Source organism: Micromonospora sp. NPDC005172 (assembly GCF_040608555.1).
Lineage (GTDB): Bacteria > Actinomycetota > Actinomycetes > Mycobacteriales > Micromonosporaceae > Micromonospora.
The window spans coordinates 1-17,711 of the sequence record NZ_JBEXIL010000064.1 but is presented as its reverse complement, the minus strand read 5'-3'; the positions used below and the strand labels follow the sequence as shown (position 1 = coordinate 17,711).

13 protein-coding genes are annotated in these 17,711 nt (G+C 73.1%); 3 read left to right on the top strand and 10 right to left on the bottom strand.

Annotated elements, in window-relative coordinates; all coding sequences use genetic code 11:
* Window position 1: 1 nt before the first annotated feature.
* Window positions 2-1,243: a bifunctional pyridoxamine 5'-phosphate oxidase family protein/GNAT family N-acetyltransferase gene (locus ABZV06_RS28810; protein ID WP_355625353.1), complete on the top strand. Its 1,242-nt coding sequence runs from the start codon at window positions 2-4 to the stop codon at window positions 1,241-1,243.
* On the top strand, window positions 1,243-1,914 hold the full coding sequence (gene leuE, locus ABZV06_RS28805) for a leucine efflux protein LeuE (protein WP_355625351.1): 672 nt from the start codon (window positions 1,243-1,245) through the stop codon (window positions 1,912-1,914). The genes ABZV06_RS28810 and leuE overlap by 1 nt, the downstream gene beginning before the upstream one ends.
* Before the next feature lie 214 nt (window positions 1,915-2,128).
* Here the strand turns inward: leuE and ABZV06_RS28800 are convergent, their stop codons facing one another.
* The 10 genes from ABZV06_RS28800 to ABZV06_RS28755 form a co-directional block, all read right to left on the bottom strand.
* Window positions 2,129-3,058 carry a sporulation protein gene (locus tag ABZV06_RS28800; protein ID WP_355234737.1) on the bottom strand — a complete coding sequence of 310 codons (930 nt, stop codon included), beginning with the start codon at window positions 3,056-3,058 and terminating at the stop codon, window positions 2,129-2,131.
* 78 nt (window positions 3,059-3,136) lie between these two features.
* Complete coding sequence (locus tag ABZV06_RS28795; protein WP_355234740.1) at window positions 3,137-4,201, bottom strand: hemolysin family protein; 1,065 nt, start codon at window positions 4,199-4,201, stop codon at window positions 3,137-3,139.
* Window positions 4,198-5,565: a hemolysin family protein gene (locus ABZV06_RS28790; protein WP_355234743.1), complete on the bottom strand. Its 1,368-nt coding sequence runs from the start codon at window positions 5,563-5,565 to the stop codon at window positions 4,198-4,200. The genes ABZV06_RS28795 and ABZV06_RS28790 overlap by 4 nt, the downstream gene beginning before the upstream one ends.
* Before the next feature lie 161 nt (window positions 5,566-5,726).
* Window positions 5,727-6,113, bottom strand: coding sequence for a monovalent cation/H(+) antiporter subunit G (gene mnhG, locus ABZV06_RS28785; protein WP_355625349.1), 387 nt, complete (start codon window positions 6,111-6,113; stop codon window positions 5,727-5,729).
* Entirely contained in the window at window positions 6,110-6,373 is a 264-nt protein-coding gene (locus tag ABZV06_RS28780; protein WP_355234746.1) for a monovalent cation/H+ antiporter complex subunit F, read from the bottom strand. The genes mnhG and ABZV06_RS28780 overlap by 4 nt, the downstream gene beginning before the upstream one ends.
* Window positions 6,370-6,978: a Na+/H+ antiporter subunit E gene (locus tag ABZV06_RS28775; protein WP_355234749.1), complete on the bottom strand. Its 609-nt coding sequence runs from the start codon at window positions 6,976-6,978 to the stop codon at window positions 6,370-6,372. Before ABZV06_RS28775 ends, ABZV06_RS28780 begins: the two co-directional genes overlap by 4 nt.
* Window positions 6,975-8,480, bottom strand: coding sequence for a Na+/H+ antiporter subunit D (locus ABZV06_RS28770; RefSeq protein ID WP_355625347.1), 1,506 nt, complete (start codon window positions 8,478-8,480; stop codon window positions 6,975-6,977). The genes ABZV06_RS28775 and ABZV06_RS28770 overlap by 4 nt, the downstream gene beginning before the upstream one ends.
* Window positions 8,477-8,965 carry a Na(+)/H(+) antiporter subunit C gene (locus ABZV06_RS28765; protein WP_355234755.1) on the bottom strand — a complete coding sequence of 163 codons (489 nt, stop codon included), beginning with the start codon at window positions 8,963-8,965 and terminating at the stop codon, window positions 8,477-8,479. The genes ABZV06_RS28770 and ABZV06_RS28765 overlap by 4 nt, the downstream gene beginning before the upstream one ends.
* Before the next feature lie 175 nt (window positions 8,966-9,140).
* The gene (locus tag ABZV06_RS28760; RefSeq protein ID WP_355625345.1) at window positions 9,141-11,975 is read right to left on the bottom strand and encodes a Na+/H+ antiporter subunit A; all 2,835 of its coding nucleotides are present in this window, start codon (window positions 11,973-11,975) and stop codon (window positions 9,141-9,143) included.
* 152 nt (window positions 11,976-12,127) lie between these two features.
* The gene (locus ABZV06_RS28755; RefSeq protein WP_355234761.1) at window positions 12,128-12,514 is read right to left on the bottom strand and encodes a hypothetical protein; all 387 of its coding nucleotides are present in this window, start codon (window positions 12,512-12,514) and stop codon (window positions 12,128-12,130) included.
* Window positions 12,515-12,692: 178 nt separating this feature from the next.
* On the opposite strand from ABZV06_RS28755, the gene ABZV06_RS28750 reads away from it, so the two are divergent.
* Window positions 12,693-17,375 (top strand): DEAD/DEAH box helicase, encoded by a 4,683-nt coding sequence (locus ABZV06_RS28750; protein WP_355625343.1) that lies wholly within the window; start codon window positions 12,693-12,695, stop codon window positions 17,373-17,375.
* Window positions 17,376-17,711: the final 336 nt, after the last annotated feature.

Genomic DNA, 17,711 nt, shown 5'->3' with positions numbered 1-17,711 from the left:
CATGTATCCACCCACCGCCCGGACCATCCCGACCCGCTCCCGCGACCGGATGAGCTACGACCGCGCGGCGGCACACGCCGTGCTGGACGAGGCGTACCACTGCTCCTTCGGCTTCACCGTGGACGGCGAACCCCGGGTGCTGCCGACCCTGCACGTCCGCATCGGCGACACGCTCTACCTGCACGGCTCCACCGGCAGCCGTCCCCTGCTCGCCGCCCGGGGCGACGGGCTGGCCGTCTGCGTCGCGGTGACGCTGCTCGACGGGCTGGTCTACGCCCGATCGCAGTTCCACCACAGCGCCAACTACCGCTCGGTGGTCGCGCTCGGCACCGCGCGACTCGTCACCGACGCCCAGGAGAAGAGCGCCGTGCTCACCGCGCTCGTCGAGAAGGTGGGCGCCGGCCGCAGCACGGACAGTCGCCCACCGAGCCGGCGCGAACTGGCCGAGACCGCAGTGCTGGCGCTGCCCCTGCGGGAGGTGTCCGTCCGGTCCCGCACCGGCGGGGTCCGCGAGGACGAAGCCGACCTGCACCTGCCGCACTGGGCCGGCGTCCTGCCACTGAGGCTGACCGCCGGCCTACCGCAGCCCGCCGCCGGGGTCACCGCTGCCCTACCGGCGTACCTCCGAACGGCCCGTACGCCCTGGCACGACCCGGCGACGCTGAGCGGCGAGCACGTCCGGTTGGAGCCGCTGGACCCGACGCACGCCGACGACCTGCACGCCGCCACCACCGACGACGACGTCTGGCGGCACCTCACCGTCCCGCGGCCCACCGAGCCGGCCGGCACCGCCGAGGTCATCGCCGACGCGCTGGCCGCACAGCAGCGCGGCGAGCGGGTGCCCTGGGTGCAGCGCTGCGCGGTGACCGGGACGGTGGTCGGCAGCACCTCCTACTACGAGATCGACCCGGAGCGGCGGTCGGTGGCGATCGGGCACACCTTCCTCGGCCGACCCTGGTGGCGTACCGGAATCAACACCGAGGCCAAGCTGCTGCTGCTCGGCCGGGCCTTCGACGACCTGGGCGCGGTACGGGTCGCCTGGCACACCGACATCCGCAACGAACGCTCCCAGGCGGCCATCGAACGACTCGGCGCCACCCGGGAGGGAGTGCTGCGGATGCACCGCCAGCGCCCGGACGGCTCCTGGCGGGACACGGTGCAGTACGCGATGACCGTCGACGAGTGGCCGAACGCACAGGCCATGCTGCGGAAAAGACTTCGCGGTACGGCACCCGCGGCCTGATGATGACGGGCGTGCTGGGGATCACCGACATCTGGACGTACGTGCTGGGCACCGTGGCCATCATCCTGCTGCCCGGGCCGAACTCGCTCTTCGTGCTCTCCACCGCCGCCAAACGGGGCGTGGGCGTCGGCTACCGGGCGGCGGGCGGGGTGTTCGTCGGCGACGGGGTGCTGATGATCCTCTCCGCAGCCGGAGTGGCGTCGCTGCTCAAGGCGTACCCGCCGCTGTTCCTGGTGATCAAGTACGCCGGCGCCGCGTACCTCGGTTATGTCGGGGTGACCATGCTGCGCGGCGCCTGGCGGCGCTGGCGCGACCGCAACGACCCGAGCACGCCGCGGCTCATCGACGCCGCCGAGCCGGCGCAGCTGCGCAGCCCGTTCCGCAAGGCGCTGGTGATCAGCCTGCTGAATCCGAAGGCGATCCTGTTCTTCATCTCGTTCTTCATCCAGTTCGTCGACCCCGACTATGCCTGGCCGGCACTGTCGTTCCTGCTGCTCGGCCTGATCGCCCAGGTCGCCAGCGCGCTCTACCTGACCGCGCTGATCTTCGCGGGGACGTTCCTGGCGACCCAGTTCCGCCGCCGCCGTCGCCTCGCGGTGGGCGGCACCACGGCGGTAGCAACGCTCTTCCTAGCCTTCAGCCTCAAACTAGCCACCGCCACCGCGGGCTAACCCACCCCTCTCCGCTCCCCGCTCCCCGCTCCCCGCTCCCCGCTCCCCGCTCCCCGCTCCCCGCTCTCCGCGATCTTGCACTTTGTGCTGTCTATATGCACTCTTCGCACCGCTTTGCGACAACAGTAAGTGCAAGATCGGCGTGGTAGTGGGGCGCGGGCGTGGGGCGCGGGCGTGGGGCGCGGGCGTGGGCGCGGGCGTGGGTGGGGTGGGGTTAGGTGCCGTCGCCTCCGCCGGAGCCGCTGCCTACGCCTCCGCTTCCCGCTGTGCCGCCCAGGCCGTAGCCCGGTTTGATCGGCGCGTCGGGATGGCGGCTGACGTGGGCGGAATGGCCGATCTGCGCGGACCAGTCGGCGTGGGCGGCGGCTGCGGCGTGGCGGTTGACGGCATGGCGGAGCCAGCCGTCGACGGTGGCGACCCAGTCCCGCTGACCGGCGTCCGCGTGCCAGATCCGGAACCGGCTGATGCTCTGGTGGGTGATGCCGGCCAGCGCCAGCCGTCGGTCCATCCAGGTGATCACTTCGAGGCCCGCCGAGTTCGTCACGAAGATCAGTTCCAGCTCGGTGATCGGGCCGGCGTAGAGGGGACCCACCCAGTAGCCCCACCGCTGGTGCAGCGGGAGAGTGTGCCCCACCCCGGGCAGGCCACCCTCGACCAGCCCGGCCTGGCGGATCGAGAAGCCGAGCGTGTCCAACGCCGCCAGCACGTGCTGCTGGGTGGGGACCGGGTGCACGAAGACCGGCACCATCGCCCCCTGGTCCAGGTCCGGCTCGACGGACACCTCGGTCCGCAGGCCCATCCGCAGACTCAGCAACGGCACCCCGCCGAACGTGGTCACCGGCGTCTCCCACGGCAGCGGCAGCGCGAAGTCCACCGCCCGTCGACGGCCCGCGGGGACGACGAACCGCCCGGCGATCGGCAGGTGGAAGAACTGCATGAGACGTCGGGGAGCCGCCGGGTCGTCCGGCTCGACCGTCGTGACCAGGCCGAGCCGGACGTGGCGGACGAGTACGTCGTCCGGCCCGGCGGCGAGCGTCACCCGTCCGGGCAGGCGCAGGCCCGGACGGGTGCTCGGGTTCGGAAGCGTCGTCTGCACGGACAGCCCGGTCCAGCCGGACTCCCGAGACACCCCCGTCAACCGCACCGCGCCCCCCGCCAGCTCACCTCAACTGTCGCGGAACCGGCGCGTGATCACCTGGAACTTCGCCGAAGAGGAGCCGCCCTAACGGAGTCGCCGACCGCGGGGCACCGTGTCGGTCTCGTCGTCGAACTCGCCGATGACCTCTTCCAGCAGGTCCTCCAGGGCGACGAAGCCGATCGGGCGGGCCGGGCCACCGCCGTTGCGGACCAGCGCGAGCTGCGACTGCCGCGCGCGCATCGCGGCCACCGCCTCGGTGACCGTGGACGTCGCCGGCAGGGTGAACGCCGGGGTCATCAACTCCTCGGCGGTGGCGACCCGACCGGTGGTGACCACCCGTACCGCCTCCCGGACGTGCACCAGGCCGCAGACGTCGCCGCCCGCGTCCAGCACCGCCAGCCGCGACCGGCCGCTGTCCCGGCTGACCTGCTCGATCCGCTCGGCCGGGTCGTCGCGCCGCACGGTGACCATGGTGGAGAACGGCTCCATCACCTGTGCCACCGACGTGCCCTGCAACTCGAGCATGCTGGTGAGCAGTTGGTGCTGCTCCGCGCCGAGCAGCCCGTGCTCGCGGGACTGCTCCAGCAGCATCCGCAGCTCGTCCGGGCCGTGCACCTGGGCGAGCTGGTCCTGCTGGTTGACGCCGACCAGCCGCAGGATCGCGTTGGCCAGCGCGTTCAACGCCGACAGCACCGGGCGGGAGACCCGGGCGAAGGCCCGGAACGGCAACGCGAGCAGCGTGGCCGACCGCTCGGCGTCGGTGATCGCCCACGACTTCGGCGCCATCTCCCCCACCACCAGGTGCAGGAAGGTCACCAACCCGAGGGCGAAGACCAGGGCGACCACGTGACTGGCCGCGTCGGGCAGCCCCACCACGTGCAGCAGCGGGCTGACCAGATGCTCGATCGCCGGCTCGGCCAGCGCGCCGAGCCCCAGGGTGCACAGGGTGATGCCCAGCTGCGCCCCCGCCAGCATCAGGGACAGCTCGCGGACGCCGTCCAGCGCGGCTCTGGCCGCCCGGCCGCCGCTGGCCGCCGCCTGCTCCAGCCGGTACCGCTTGCTGGCCACCAGGGCGAACTCGGCGGCCACGAAGAACCCGTTCAACGCCAGGAGGACGCCCGAGCTGATCAGTGCGATGCCGGGGCTCATGCCGACACCTCGTGCCGCTCGCCGCGGTCGGTGAGTTGCAGCCGTACCGAGTCGGCGACGTGCCGGTCCACGGCGAGCACCTCGACCAGTGCCCGGGGCGCCACCTCGCCCTCGTCGACCTCGGCGCCCTCGGGCAGCAGGCTGATCTCCAGCCGGTCGCCGACCTCCGGCACCCGACCCAGCTCCCGCATGACCAGCCCGGAGAGCGTGTCGTACTCCGGGGCCTCGGGCAGCGCGATGCCGGTGCTGTCGGCGACCTCGTCGATCCGCCAGCGGGCCGGCACCACCCACGACCCGTCGTCCTGTCGGGCGGGTGCCCGCTCCGGCGGGTCGTCCTCGTCCCGGATGGGGCCGACCAGCTCCTCGGCGATGTCCTCCAGCGTGATCACACCGGCGAAGCCGCCATACTCGTCGACCACGCAGGCCATCTGCCGGTGCCCGGACCGCAGGCGGTCCAGCACCGTGGGCAGGGGCAGGGTCTCCGGTACGAGCAGCGGCGGCCCCGCGACCGCGCTCACCGGGGTGGTGGCACGTTCCGCGGGAGGTACGCCCAGCACGTCGGCGATGCCGACGATGCCGAGCAGGTCGTCGACGCCCTCCGTACCGCGTACGGGGAAGCGGGAGTGACCGGTGTCCAGCAGCTCGACCACCCGGCTCACCGGCTCGTGGGCCCGAACGGTGTGCACGTCGACCCGGGGCACCATGGCCTCGCCGGCGGTCAGCTCCCGGAAGTCGAGCCCCCGGTCGAGCAGCGTGGACATCTCGGCGTCCAGGCTGCCCTCCTCGCGCGACTCGGCGATGATCTGTTCCAGGTCGGCGGGGGTGGCCCCGCTGGGCAGCTCCTCGATCGGCTCGATGCCGACCCGACGCAGCAGGCGTACCGACGCGCGGTCGAAGAGCCGGATCACCGGCCCGGCCACGGCCAGGTAGGCGAGGGTGGACCGGCTCAGCGCCCGGGCCAGCGGCACGGCCCGCGCGATGGCGAGGTTCTTCGGCGCCAGCTCGCCGAGGACCATCTGGACGACGGTGGCGATGACCAGGGCCAGCGCCACCGACAGCGGCAGGCTGACCGACTCGCCGAGACCGACGACGCCGAACAGGTCGGCGAGGCCGCCGCCGAGGTACGGCTCGGCGACGTAACCGACCAGCAGCGCTGTGACGGTGATGCCGAGTTGCGCGCCGGAGAGCACGAAGGAGAGCCGGCTGGTGACGGTGAGGGCCCGGGCGGCGGCCTGGTCGCCGTCGTCGGCGAGCTGGCGCAGCTTGCCCCGGTCCACGGCGACATAGCCGAACTCCTGCGCCACGAAGTAACCGGTGGCGGCGGTGAGCACGATGATCAAGAGAAGACCGACGACGATCAGCACCTGTCGCTCAGGGCTCCCGGAGTCGTCGGGACGGGAATATGCCGGGCACGACCCGGCTGGCTACTGCTGCCCTCCTGGGCAGAAGAGTCGATCATGCGGTCATTTTATCGGCGTCGCCTGGGACTCCGCTGGGGGTGGGCCGAAGGCGTCGATCGTCCTGTTCATTCCGGCTGGGACCGGCCGTCACCCCGCGCGGCCGTCGACCCGCTCTCGGCCAGCTCGTCGGCGTCGAGCAGGCCGCGGTCGAGCCGACCGGACCGGTACGCGGCCCGACCGATCATCTGTGCCGCGACCGGCGCGGTGGCCAACTGGAAGACGCCCACCAGCAGGATCATGCCGAGATCGGCCGGGGACCGGAGCCGCAGCGCGATCCCGAGCAGCAGCAGGAGCAGGCCCAGCACCTGGGGCTTGGTGGCCGCGTGCATCCGGGAGAGGGCGTCCGGAAAGCGCAGCACGCCGATGCCGGCGGCCAGGGCGAGCAGCGCGCCGCCGACCAGGCAGGCGGCACCGAGCCAGTCGGCGATCGTCGCGAACACGCCCGCCGTCACGACTGCTCCCGGACGGCGAAGCGGACCAGCGAGACGGACCCGACGAAGCCGAGCAGGGAGATCACCACCAGCACGGGCAGTGTGCTGGCGTGCCGGTTGACCGCGGCCTCCGCGCCGACCGCGCCCACCATGGTGGAGAGCAGCATGTCCGCGGCGATCACCCGGTCCAGCAGCGAGGGACCCCGGTAGAGCCGGATCAGCGCGAGCAGCGCGGTCACCGACAACAGGACGGTGAGGACGACGGCCAGGAAGATGATCATTGGGACGGGCTTCCCTTCTCGACGGGACCGGGCTCGACGCGGCGCAGCTCCGCCGCGCTGCCGACCGCCCGGACGATCCGGCGCTCGATGTCGAGGGTGCGGTCCCGGGCGAGCGCCAGATCCGCCGGCCCGTGGGTGTCCAGCACGTGCAGGTAGAGCGTCGCCGACTCCCGGTCCAGTTCGAGGATCAGCGTGCCGGGCACCAGCGAGACCGCCTCGGCAGTGAGCGCCAGGTTCAGGTCCGTCCGCACCCGCAACCGGACGGCGATGATCGCCCCGCGGGGTCGGTAGCCGGGTTGCACGGCGATCCGGGCGATGTGCAGGCTCGCGGTGACCAGTTCGACGGCGAACCGACCCGCGAACGCCAGCAGCGCCACGGGCCGCAACCGTCCGGCGAAGGTCACCGCGGGCAGCGGGAAGAACAGCAGCACCGCGCCGCCCACCAGCAGGCCGCCGATGATGTTCGCCACGGTGATGTCACCCCAGAGCAGGTTCCAGACGAGCACCAGCCAGCCCAGCGCCAGCGTCTGGTCCCGCCGACGCCCGAGCCGCCGGCCCGGCGTCGGGGCAGCGCCCGTCGGGGGCGTGCCACGCGGGCCCGTCACGGCACGCCCCCGGGCAGCACCGCCCGCACGTACGGGGTACGCGAGAGCAGGTCGCCGGCCGCGTCGGCGGTGACGTCGAAGAGCGGACCGGCCAGCACGGTCAGCGAGGCCCCCAGGGCGACCAGGGCGATCGTCGCGCCGACGGTCAGGGCGGGCAGTCGGACGACGGGTTCGTCGGTGGCGATCCGGGGCGCCCGCCAGAACGCGATGTTCCACACCCGGGAGGTCACGTACAGGGTGAGCAGGCTGGTGAGCGTCCCGGCCGCCACCAGCGCCGCGGGCAGCGCCCCGCCGGCCGCCACCCCGGCCTGGAGCAGGCCGAGCTTGCCCAGGAACCCGGAGAACGGGGGCACTCCGGCGAGGTTCATCGCCGGGACGAAGAAGAGGACGCCCAGAAGAGGCGCCATCCGGGCCAGCCCGCCGAGACGGCGCAGGTCGGTGCTGCCGGCACGCTCCTCGACAAGTCCGGCGACCAGGAACAGGGTCGTCTGGATGGTGATGTGGTGCACCACGTAGAAGATCGCGCCGGCAAGACCGGCCGCGGTGCTCAGCGCCACCCCGAAGATCATGTAGCCGATATGGCTGACCAGCGTGAACGAGAAGAGCCGCTTCATGTCCGACTGCGCCACCGCGCCGAGGATGCCGACCACCATGGTCAACCCGGCGACGACCATGAGCAGGCCGTCGACCTGGCCGTCCGGGAACAGCAACGTCTCGGTACGGATGATCGCGTACACGCCCACCTTGGTGAGCAGCCCCGCGAACACGGCGGTGACCGGGGCGGGAGCCGTGGGATAGCTGTCCGGCAGCCAGGCCGACAGCGGGAAGACCGCGGCCTTGATCGCGAACGCGAGCAGCAGCATCAGTTGCAGGGTCACGCGGACGTTGTCCGGCAGGTCGTCGAGACGCTGGGCGAGCTGCGCCATGTTGAGCGTGCCGGTGGCCGCGTACACCAGTCCCACCGCGGTCAGGAAGATCATCGAGGAGAGGATGCTGACCACCACGTACGTCGAGCCGGTGCGGATGCGCGTCTCGGTGCCGCCCAGCGTGATCAGCACGAAGCTGGCCGCCAGCAGGATCTCGAAGCCGACGAACAGGTTGAACAGGTCTCCCGCCAGGAACGCGTTGGTGACGCCCGCGGTGAGCACCAGGTACGTCGGGTGGAAGATCACCACCGGCGCGCTCTCGCTGGTCTCGCTGCGACCCTGCCCGATCGAGTACACCAGCACGCAGAGGGTGACCGCCGAGGACACCACCAGCATCAGCGCGGCCAACTGGTCGGCCACCAGCACGATGCCGACCGGTGGCGGCCACCCGCCGACCGCGAGCACCACCGGCCCGTGCCGGTACGCCTGCACCAGCAGCACCACCGCGACCGTGAACGTCACCGCCAGGCAGAGCACGCTGACCGTACGCTGCACCCGGGGACGGTCGGCCAGCAGCAGGGTCAGCGCCACCCCGAGCAGCGGCACCACCACCGGCAGCGGCAGGAGCCTGCTCACGATCGGCCCTCCCCCCTGCCACGCCGGAGTCGGCGGCGGGCCGGCTCCGGGTCGACCTGCTCCGGGTCGCTGCCCGGGCCCTCCCCACCACGGTCGGCGGCGCTCACCTCGTGCTGCTCGGCACGCCGGATGATCTGGCGGTCCTCCAGGTCGTCGGGCACCTCGTCGTCGCCGGTGAGATACCAGCTCCGGTACGCCACGGCGAGCAGGAACGCGGTGAACCCGAACATGATCACGATGGCGGTCAGCACCATCGCCTGTGCCAACGGATCACTCATCCGGTCCACCGGGCCGGTGCCCACGACCGGAGCGCCACCCGATCGGCCACCCAGCAGGATCAGCAGGTTGACCCCGTTGCCGAGCAGGATCACGCCGAGCAGGATCCGGGTGAGGCTGCGCTCCAGCAGCAGGATCACGCCACACCCGACGAGCACCGCGACGGCGAGCACCAACACCACCGTAGGCCCGGCGCCACCCGCCGTCACGGCGCTTCCTCTGTTCGCGACTGCGGGGCTCGCAAAACCGGCTCACTCCTCGCGCTCACGGCACCACCTGAGGTTCGCGACTGCGGGGCTCGCAAACCCGGCTCACTCCTCGCGCTCACGGCACCACCTGAGGTTCGCGACTGCGGGGCTCGCAAACCCGGCTCACTCCTCGCGCTCACGGCCGGCCGCCCTTGTCGACGGCCAGACCGCCGCTCGCCGTTCCGCTGGCCTCGATGTGCCGGTCCACCTCGGCTCCGAGACTGCGCAGGATGTCCAGCAGCAACCCGATCACGATCAGGTACACACCGATGTCGAAGAAGAGCGAGGTGACCAGGTGGGCGTCACCGACCAGCGGCAGGGACACGTCGAGCTTGGTGCTCTCCAGCACCGATCCACCGGCCAGCAGCGCCACCACGCCCGTACCCACCGCCAGGGCCAGCCCCGCGCCGAGGATCAGGCCGGCGCCGACCGGGGCGGCGTCGGTCAACTCGTACCTGCCGCCGGCCAGGTAGCGGACCACCAGCGCGAGCCCGGCCACCAGGCCGCCCGAGAACCCGCCGCCCGGCGCGTTGTGCCCGGAGAAGAGCAGGAACAGTGAGAACAGCACCACCGTGTGGAAGATCAGTCGGGTGACCACCTCGAGCACGATCGAACGCTGCTCCTCGTAGAGGGTGGGGCCACCGCGCAACCAGACGGGCCGATGGGGTGGGGCGGCGGCCTCGGCGGACTCCGGCCGGCGCGGCCTGGGCCCGGTGCGGGACTTCTCGAAGATCAGGCTGGCCACCCCGGTCGCGGCCACCACCAGCACCGACACCTCACCCATGGTGTCCCAGGCCCGGATGTCGACAAGGGTCACGTTGACCACGTTGCGGCCGTACCCCTCGCCCACCGCGAGTGCCGGGAAGACGGTGGAGATGTCCGGCGCGCGGCGGGCACCGGCCGCGACGAGAGCGAGCCCGCCCGCCACGACGCCCATCGCCACGCCGATCACCCGACGGGTCCACCGGCTGCGGCGCAGCGGCCGGGCCGAGAAACGCTGCGGCAGGCGGCGCAGCACCAGCACGAACACCGCGATGGTCGCGGTCTCCACCAGGAACTGCGTGAGCGCGAGATCCGGCGCGCCGCCCAGGATGAACAGCATGGCGGTGCCGTAGCCGGTCACGCCGACCAGCAGCATCGCGGTCAACCGCCGACGAGCGCCGACGGCGAGCAGCGCGGCCACCGCGATCACCACCACGACCACCGGTTGCAGCGGGTTGTCCCAGAGCGGCAGCCGGGCCCGCCACGGCCCGGCGGCGAGCATCGCCCCACCGGGCAGCAGCACGAGCGTGACGAGGATGATCCCGAGGTACTGCGGCAGGGAACCCCGCTGCGTCGTACCGGTGACCCCGATGGCGAACCGGTCGAACCGGCCCACGACCCACTCGTACCCCTGGTTGCCGCCGACCGGCGAGCGGAGCCGGGCCAGCGCGGGGGCGAGCGGCCCGCGCAGGGTGAACAGCAGGATGCCGCAGGCCAGCGCCAGCCCGGACAGACCGAGCGCCGCGGTCGGTCCGGGCCAGAGCGTCAGGTGCGCGTCGGGGGCGCCCAGCAGCTCGGCGTACGGACTCAGCAGGCCGTCCAGCACGCCGGCGGCGGGTCCGGCGAGCAGCCCGACGAGGGCGAGCACGGCCGGTGGCAGCAACATCGACGCGGCGATCGGCGCCGGCGGGACCGGTTCGACGCCCGGCCGGTCGGCGAACGCGCCCCAGAGGAAGCGGGCGCTGTACGCGACGGTGAGCACCGTTCCGGCGACCAGCCCGGCGAGGAGCACCGGATCGTGGGTGAACGCCGCGAACACCGCCTCCTTGGCGACGAACCCGACGAGCGGCGGTACGCCCGCCATCGACGCCGCCGCCAGCACCGCGACCCAGAACAGCGGCCGGGACCAGTGCCGCAGCCCGGACAGCTCGCGCAGGTCGCGGGTCCCGGCGCCGTGGTCGATGACGCCGACGACCAGGAACAGCGCCGCCTTGAACAGGGCGTGCGCCAGCAGCATCGCCGTACCGGCCAGCGCGGCGTCCGGCGTCCCCGCGCCGGTCACCGCGACGAGCAGGCCCAACTGGCTGACCGTCCCGTACGCGAGCAGCAGCTTGAGGTCGTTCTGCCGCAGCGCCGCCCAACCGGCGACGAGCATGCTCGCCACCCCGGCGACCTGGACCAGGGGGCGCCACGGACCCACCGTGGCGAGCACCGGCGCGAGCAGCCCGACCAGGTAGACGCCGGCCTTGACCATGGCGGCGGCGTGCAGGTACGCGCTGACCGGGGTGGGTGCCGCCATCGCGACCGGAAGCCAGGAGCTGAACGGGAGCACCGCCGACTTGGACAGGGCTCCGGTCAGGATCAACAACACCGCCGTGACGAGGTAGCCGCCGCCGGGCAGTGGATGCGTGGCGATCTCGGACCAGCGGTAGGTGCCGGCGTGCTCGCCCAGCAGGATGAACCCGACCAGCATGGCCAGCCCGCCCAGCGTGGTGACGGTCAGCGCCTGCGCCGCCGCCCAGCGGCTGGCCCGGCGTTCGGTGCTGTGCCCGATCAGCAGGTACGAGAAGATCGTGGTCAGTTCCCAGCCGACGTAGAGCAGCAGCAGGTCGTCGGCGAAGACCAGGACGAGCATCGCGCCGGCGAAGGCGACCAGGACTGCGGCGAACTGAGCCATCCCGGGTGCGCCGGCCTCGAAGTACCGGGCGCTGTAGACCAGCACCAGCGCGCCGACCCCGCCGACCAGCAGGGTCATGAGCCAGGAGAGCGTGGTGAGGCGCAGCGCGATGTCGAGACCCAACTGCCCGATCCACGGGTACGTCTCGACCACCGCGCCGCCGTGCCCGACGGCCGGGGTACGGGCCAGCGCCCACCCGAACGCGGCGGCCGGCGCGAGTGCCAGCGGATAGCACGCGCGGGGACCCCACCACCGGACCAACAGCGGCGCGACGAGGGCCGCCACCAGGTGGAGGATGAGCAGTACCAGCACTCGCACTCCCGATCGAGGTGGCCGACGCCCGCGCAGCGGTGGTGTCTTCAGCGATCAGACGCCAGATCCCCGACCCTCGGGCGGTTTTACCGGAATTGCTCCGCTATAGGGCGCAATGTGCGATCAGCGCGGTCGCCAGAGGCGGCGGTCGGTCAGCGCAGCAGGGCGTCGCCGATGGGCTGTGCGTCGTCGAGGTTCTGATCGCCGCGGCGGAGGTCGGCCAACAGGTCGACGCGACCGAGCTGGCGAGCGACCTTGGCGACGACCCGCTCCGCGACGGCGAGTGACCGCATCGAGAGCAGCCGGCCTCGACTCTCCCGGCGCAACACGAAGTAGTGCACGGCGACGCGGACCTGACCCCGGTCGGCGGCGCTGGCCTGGGCGGTGGAGACGACCAGCTCCCGCAGGCAGCCGGCGAGACGCTCGGCGAGCTCCAGCTCGGGACCGTGCAGACCGCCGCGGAGCGTGGCGAGGTGACTGTCGACCTTGCGGATCAGCACATCGGTGCCGGGCTCGACGTGTCGCGGCTCGCCGGTCATCCGATTCCTCCCACCCGGTTCGCGTTGCGGGTGAAGTTACTTTATGTTGCTCCTCACAAGCAAGCAGTTAAGTGAGACTTAACGTATTAATGGTGCATCAAACGCAATTTCCACACAGCGCGGCACGATCCGCCGTGGGTCGTTCGTGGTTGTCGTACCGGCGGGGCACGATGGACCGGTGAGCGGGGCAGACGTGGGCAAGGGCGAGGTGCTGGACGGGTTCGGTCCGGCCACCCGCGCCTGGTTCGACGCCGCCTTCGCCGCTCCCACCGCCGCCCAGACCGGTGCCTGGCGGTCGGTCTCCGCCGGTCGTAACGCCCTGGTCGTGGCACCCACCGGTTCCGGCAAGACGCTCGCGGCCTTCCTCTGGTCGCTCGACCGGCTGGCCCGCGAGCCCGCGCCGGCCGAGGCGCGGCAGCGGTGCCGCGTGCTCTACGTCAGCCCGCTCAAGGCCCTCGCCGTCGACGTCGAACGCAACCTGCGCGCCCCGCTGGCCGGCATCCGGCAGGCGGCGACCCGGCTCGGCGTCCCGCCACCCGACATCACCGTGGGGATGCGCACCGGTGACACGCCGGCCGACGAGCGACGGGCCTTCGCCCGCACACCACCGGACATCCTCATCACCACGCCCGAGTCCCTGTTCCTGCTGCTCACCTCGGCCGCCCGGGACTCGTTGCGCGGTGTCCAGACGGTGATCGTCGACGAGGTGCACGCGGTGGCCGGCAGCAAGCGCGGGGCCCACCTCGCACTCTCCCTGGAACGCCTCGACGAGTTGCTGCCCACGCCGGCCCAACGGATCGGCCTCTCCGCCACCGTCCGGCCGATCGACGCCTGCGCCCGGTTCCTCGGTGGCGCCCGGCCGGTCGACGTCGTGCAGCCGAAGACGGCGAAGACCATCGAGGTCAGCGTGCAGGTCCCCGTGGAGGACATGACCCGCCTCGACGAGCAGGAGCAGCCACCCGAGGACGCCCTCGGCGGGCCCGGGCCACGCCGGGCCTCGATCTGGCCGGCCGTCGAGGAACGGGTCTTCTCGCTGATCGGGCAGCACCGCTCCACCATCGTCTTCACCAACTCCCGCCGCAGCGCCGAGCGCCTGTGCGCGCGGCTCAACGAGCTGGCAGCCGAGGAGGTGGCCTCAGCCGCGGTCGCCTCCGCGTCGGGCGGGGGCGCGATCGTCGTACCGCAGGGGTTGTCGGCGGGCGACGAGCCGGCGGCCGACGGCGACCCGGTGCCCGGCGCGCAGCGGTGGGGCGGCCCGGCCGGCCCGACGCGCAACCGGCCGCCCGCCGAGGTGATGGCGCAGTCCGGCGCGGCGGCCGGGGCCGCGCCGGTGATCGCCCGCGCGCACCACGGCAGCGTCTCGCGCGAGGAGCGCAAGCACATCGAGGAGGCGCTCAAGTCCGGCCAGCTCCCGGCGGTCGTGGCGACCTCCAGCCTGGAGCTGGGCATCGACATGGGCGCGGTCGACCTGGTGGTGCAGATCGAGGCCCCGCCGAGCGTCGCCGCCGGCCTGCAACGCGTCGGCCGGGCCGGGCACCAGGTGGGCGCGGTCTCCCGTGGGGTGGTCTTCCCCAAGCACCGCGGCGACCTGCTGTCCTGCGCGGTGGTCGCCCAGCGGATGACCGACGGCGCGATCGAGGAACTGCACTACCCGCGTAATCCATTGGACGTCCTGGCCCAGCAGATCGTCGCGATGGTGGCCCTGGAGCCGTGGCAGGTCGGCGACCTGGCCGTCCTGGTCCGGCGGGCCGCACCCTTCGCCGAGCTGCCGGATTCCGCCCTGCACGCCGTACTGGACATGCTCTCCGGCCGCTACCCGTCCACGGCGTTCGCCGAGCTGCGTCCCCGACTGGTCTGGGATCGGGCCAGCGACCAGCTCACCGGTCGCCCCGGCGCGCAACGGCTGGCGGTGACCAGCGGTGGCACGATCCCCGACCGAGGCCTGTTCGGGGTCTTCCTCGCCGGCGCGGAGCGGGCCGCCCGGGTCGGCGAGTTGGACGAGGAGATGGTCTATGAGTCGCGCGTCGGCGACGTCTTCCTGCTCGGCTCGTCCTCGTGGCGCATCGAGGAGATCACGCCGGACCGGGTGCTGGTCTCCCCCGCCCCGGGTCAGGCCGCGCGGATGCCGTTCTGGAAGGGCGACCAGCTCGGCCGTCCGGTGGAGCTGGGTCGCGCCATCGGTGCCCGGGTCCGCGCCCTGCTGCGGCAGAGTGACGAGGCCGCGCTCGCCGCGCTGTGCGAGGGCGGCCTGGACGACTGGGCCGCCACCAACCTGATGGCCTACCTGCGCGACCAGCGGGAGGCCACCCGTTCGCTGCCCGACGACCGCACCGTCGTGGTCGAGCGCTTCCGCGACGAGCTGGGCGACTGGCGACTGGCCGTACACAGCGTCCTCGGCGCGCGCGTCAACGGACCCTGGGCCCTCGCCGTGGGCCGCCGACTGGCCGAGCGGTACGGGGTGGACGCCCAGGTCATGCCCTCGGACGACGGCATCGTGGTGCGCCTCCCGGACACCGCCGACGAGCCACCCGGCGCCGACGTGGTCGTCTTCGACCCCGACGAGATCGCCCAACTGGTGCAGGAGTCGGTCGGCACCTCGGCGCTCTTCGCCGCCCGCTTCCGGGAGTGCGCCGCCCGGTCGCTGCTGCTGCCCCGCCGCGACCCGCGCCGCCGCCAGCCGCTCTGGCAGCAGCGGCAACGCGCCGCGCAACTGCTCGACGTCGCCCGCGAGTACGCCGACTTCCCGGTCACCCTGGAGGCGGCGCGGGAGTGCCTGCAGGACGTCTTCGACCAGCCGGCGCTGGCCGAGCTGATGCGCGACCTCGCGGCCCGCAAGGTCCGCCTGGTCGAGGTGGAGACCAGCGCGCCGTCGCCGTTCGCCCGGTCGCTGCTCTTCGGCTACGTCGGCGCGTTCCTCTACGAGGGCGACGCCCCGCTCGCCGAGCGCCGCGCCGCCGCCCTCGCCCTGGACTCCACGCTCCTCGGTGAGCTGCTGGGCCGGGTCGACCTGCGCGAGCTGCTGGATCCGGCGGTGCTCGCCGAGACCGACCGGCAACTGCGCTGGCTCACCGACCAGCGCCGCCCGCGCGACGCGGAGGACGTGGTCGAACTGCTGCGGGTGCTGGGCGACCTGAGCGACGCCGAGTTGACCGAGCGGGGTGTGCCGGAGGGCTGGCTGACCGAGTTGGAGGCCTCCCGTCGGGTGCTGCGGGTACGGATCGCCGGCGAGCAGCGCTGGGTGGGTGTCGAGGACGCCGCCCGGCTGCGTGACGCGCTCGGCGTGGCGCTGCCCGTCGGGGTGGCCGAGGCGTACCTCGCCCCGGTGGCCGATCCGCTCGGTGACCTGGTGGCCCGGTACGCCCGCACGCACGGGCCGTTCGCCGCCGCCTCCTGCGCGGCCCGCTTCGGGCTCGGCGTGTTCGTGGTCGAGCAGGCGCTGCGCCGCCTCGCCGCCACCGGTCGCGTCGTCTCCGGCGAGTTCACACCCGACTCGGCCGGCGCGCAGTGGTGCGACGCCGAGGTGCTGCGGATGCTGCGCCGCCGCTCGCTCGCGGCGCTGCGTCGGGAGATCGAGCCCGTGCCGCCCCGGGCCCTCGCCACGTTCCTGCCCCGCTGGCAGCAGGTCGGCTCGTCGGCGCGGGGTGTGGAGGCGCTCGCGGCCACCGTGGAGCAGTTGCAGGGCGCCGCCGTGCCGGCGTCCGCGCTGGAACGACTGGTGCTGCCCGGCCGCGTCGCCGACTACTCCCCCGCCCAGCTCGACGAGCTGTGTGCCAGCGGGGAGGTGCTCTGGGCCGGATCGGGGTCGATCTCCGGGGGCGACGGCTGGGTCACCCTGGCGTACGCGGACGCCGCGCCGCTGCTGCTCCCGCCGCCCGACGAGGCGTTGACGCGCACCCCGCTGCACGACGCGGTGCTCGACGCGCTCGGCGACGGGCAGGCGCTGTTCTTCCGCGCGCTGGCCGACCGGGTCGGTGCCACCGACGACGCCGCGCTGACCGGGGTCATCTGGGATCTGGTCTGGGCGGGACACCTGACCAACGACACCCTCGCACCGCTGCGGGCGGTGCTCGGGGCGGGTGGGGCGCACCGGTCGCGTCCGTCGGCGCCGCGCACCCGCTACCGGCGCCCCGGCCGGGTGGCGCTGCCCACCCGCAGCGGCCCACCCACCGTCGCCGGGCGCTGGTCACGACTTCCCGAGCGGGATCTCGACCCGACCAGGCGGGCCGCCGCCCTCGCCGACGTCCTGCTGGAACGGCACGGCGTCGTCACCCGTGGCGCGGTCATGGCCGAGCAGGTCGTCGGTGGTTTCTCCGCGGTGTACCCGGTGCTGTCGGCGCTCGAGGAACGCGGCGCGGCCCGCCGGGGTTACTTCGTCGAGGGTCTCGGCGCGGCGCAGTTCGCGGTGCCCGGCGCGGTGGACCGGCTGCGCGCGCTGGCCGAGCCGGCCGACGGCGCGCGGGGCCGCGGCGGGCCGACCACCGTCCTCGCGGCCACCGATCCCGCCAACCCGTACGGTGCGGCACTGCCCTGGCCCGACCGCGTCGTCGACTCCGGCGAAGGTGCCACTGCCGCGACCGGCCACCGGGCCGGCCGCAAGGCGGGTGCCCTGGTGGTGCAGGTCGCCGGCGACCTGGTGCTGTACGTGGAACGCGGCGGTCGGACGCTGCTCTCCTTCACCGACGACACCGAGACGCTCGCGGCGGCCGGCAAGGCGCTCGCCGACGCCGTCCACTCCGGAGCGCTGGGCGCGATGTCGGTCGAGCGCGCCGACGGCGAGGCGGTGCACTCCTCGCCGCTGCGTGACGCGCTGACCGCCGCCGGCTTCCGGGCCACCCCGCGCGGCCTGCGCCTACGCGGCTGACCCGCCCCGCGACCTACGACCGCTGCGGCTCGCTCAACCGGTGGATGCGCCACCCGCGCGGCTGGCTCAACCGGTGGATGCGCCACCCGCGCGGCTGGCTCAACCGGTGGATGCGCCACCCGCGCGGCTGGCTCAACCGGTCGGCACTCCACCTGCACGGCTGGCCTATCGCGCCCGGCCTCCGTGCGCGTCATCGGCTCCCCGCGTGACGGCCATTCGTGTGGCAGACCCACCCGCCGGCAGCACCGGGGGCGATCCGGCAGCTCTCCCCTGCCGGAGGGCCAGCCACCACTGTTGTGGCGTTGATGCCTGTGAGTCATCTTGATGACTCACAGG